We start from the raw sequence: 2577 nt of genomic DNA, 5'->3' as shown, positions 1-2577 counted from the left end.
GGCGGGGGCCACATCCGGGCCGCGACCCGCGGGCCGGCCCCGCCGGGCGCGTATTTCCAGGCGCGGGTGCCGGGGCGGGCCTTCGCCCTGAATTTTCTCGCCGACGCGTCCGAGGTCCGCGTCCTCGCGCTCACCGAACAGTGGAGCGCAGCCTCGCCCCTGCGCCCCTACCGCTACGCCGGCGCGCTGGCGCCGGGACGGGACGAGGCGTCGCCGCTCCCTCCTGCGATCGTCTCGGCGATCGTGGAGGCGGCCGGGCGCCTCGTCCGCGCGACCGGTCTGCGCGGCCTCGCCAGCGCCGACCTCCTGTCCGACGGCACAAGCTGGTGGCTGACCGAGATTAACCCGCGCCCCGGCGCCACCCTCGACGTCCTCGACCGCCGCGGCGTGCCGCTGCTTGGCGCCCACGTCGCGGCCTGCCTCGGAGAGGCGCCCGCCCTCGGACCCGCCCCGGAGGATGCGGCGGCGTCCCAGATCTGTTACGCGGCGCGGGATCACGCCGTCATCCCGGCGGTCGCCTGGCCGGACCACGTGCGGGACCGGCCCCGCGCCGGTACACGCGTGACGCGGGACGCACCGCTCTGCACCGTCCTGGCGGGGGGGCCGGACGGGCCGGCGGCACGACAAGAATTGTGGACCCGGATCGCCAGCTTGCGCGACCGGCTGTCCGAGGAGGAAACACATGAGCACCAACCAGCCGAGCCTGAACGCCCTCGCAACGCCCCTGGTGGAGCGCTTCGTCGCTGACGCCGACGTGCTGCGCCTGTCGGTCACGCAAGAGCCCGGCGGCGCGCGCATGGTCGACGCCGGCGCCTCCGCGCGCGGCTCGATCGAGGCCGGCCGCCGTATCGCCGAGATCTGCCTCGGCGGCCTCGGCACCGTCTCGATCAGCCCGTCGGGCCCGATCCCGTCCTGGCCGTACTCGGTGGTGGTGCACGCGACCGACCCGGTGCTGGCCTGCCTCGGCAGCCAGTATGCCGGCTGGTCGCTCGCCGACGAGGACGGCGATTCCGGCTTCTTCGCCCTGGGCTCCGGCCCGGGCCGCGCCGTCGCCGTGGTCGAGGACCTCTACAAGGAGCTCGGCTATCGCGACACCGCCGCGAAGACGGCCCTGGTGCTCGAAGCCGCCGGCGGCCCGCCCGCGAGCGTCGTCGCGAAAGTCGCCGAAGCGTGCTCCCTGCGGCCGGAGGACCTGACCTTCATCTTCGCGCCGACCCAGAGCCTCGCCGGCGCGACCCAGGTCGTCGCCCGCGTCCTCGAGGTCGCCCTGCACAAGGCGCACACGGTCGGGTTCGACCTGCACCGGATCGTCGACGGCATCGGCTCGGCCCCGCTCTCGCCGCAGCACCCGGACTTCATCAAGGCGATGGGCCGCACCAACGACGCGATCATCTACGGCGGCCGCGTCCAGCTCTACGTCGACGCCGACGACGCGGAGGCCAAGCAGCTCGCCGAGCAGCTGCCCTCGACCACGTCGAGCGACCACGGCGCGCCCTTCGCCGACATCTTCTCGCGGGTGAACGGCGACTTCTACAAGATCGACGGCGCGCTGTTCTCGCCGGCCGAGGCGATCGTCACCTCGATCCGCACCGGCGCCACCTTCCGCGGCGGCAAGCTGATGCCGGAGCTGGTCGAGGCGTCGTTCTCGTAGCATCGGACGAGGCCGGCTTTCTCGAAACGGTGGCCCTTGCCTACGCCTCTGCCTGGGTTTCCCCGCCACCGTCATTCCGGGGCGCCGCAGGCGAGCCCGGAATCCAGATCCGCCGAGGCGGCAAGCTCGGGTGCCGTCGGCGGCTCTGGATCCCGGGCTCCGCTTCGCGGCCCCGGGATGACGGCGTGGAGCGTGAGGGCGCTGCGGGTCGGCGGAGCCGGCGGCCTGGACCATCGTTAGGGTGAACGACAGCATGCGCATCGCGCTCGCGGCCGACAACGGCAATTGGCACAAGGCCCGGCTCCTGGCGGCGCTTCGCGCCCAGGGGGTCGAGCCGGTGCTGTTCTCGCTCGCCGACGTGGCGATCGTCACCGGCGGCGGCGAACCGCTGCGGGTACCGGGCTTCCCGGAGACCCTGCCCGACGGCGTGTTGCTGCGGACGATCGCCGGCGGCACCTTCGAGGCCACGACGATGCGCCTCGGCGTGCTGCATGCGCTCGTCGCGGCCGGCGTCACCGTCTGGAACGGCCCCGTCGCGATCGAGCGCTCCGTCGACAAGGCGGCGACCAGCCTGATGATCGCCCGCGCCGGCCTGCCGACGCCCGACACCTTCGTGGTCTCCAAGCGCGCCGCCGCCGCCGAAGTGGTCGCGCGCGAGGCCGGTCCCGGCCGTCCCCTGGTGCTGAAGCCGCTGTTCGGCTCGCAAGGGGAGGGCTTGCAGCTCATCGAGCGGCCCGACGACCTGCCGGCGGAGGATGCGGTCTCGCGGGTCTACTACCTCCAGCGCTACGTCCCCCGCAGCGACGGGCTGTGGCGCGACTACCGGGTGTTCGTGTGCGAAGGTCGCGCCATCGCCGGGATGATCCGCGAGGGCGACGGCTGGATCACCAACGTCCACCTCGGGGGCCGGCCGCTGCCCTCGGCTA

At 73.6% G+C, this 2577-nt stretch carries 3 protein-coding genes; all 3 read left to right on the top strand.

Annotated elements, in window-relative coordinates; genetic code table 11:
* On the top strand, positions 1-747 hold a 747-nt coding region (locus tag FV222_RS22745; RefSeq protein ID WP_147815704.1), incomplete at its 5' end, for an ATP-grasp domain-containing protein.
* Positions 683-1651, top strand: coding sequence for a methenyltetrahydromethanopterin cyclohydrolase (gene mch, locus FV222_RS22740; protein ID WP_147815703.1), 969 nt, complete (start codon positions 683-685; stop codon positions 1649-1651). The genes FV222_RS22745 and mch, both read left to right, overlap by 65 nt.
* A gap of 253 nt (positions 1652-1904) precedes the next feature.
* Positions 1905-2577: RimK family alpha-L-glutamate ligase (locus FV222_RS22735; RefSeq protein WP_147815705.1), on the top strand; the 673-nt coding region annotated here is incomplete at its 3' end.

Source organism: Methylobacterium sp. WL103 (genome assembly GCF_008039885.1).
GTDB classification, from domain to species: domain Bacteria; phylum Pseudomonadota; class Alphaproteobacteria; order Rhizobiales; family Beijerinckiaceae; genus Methylobacterium; species Methylobacterium cerastii.
The sequence above is the reverse complement of the archived record's forward strand: the minus strand, read 5'-3'. Positions and strand labels throughout refer to the sequence as shown.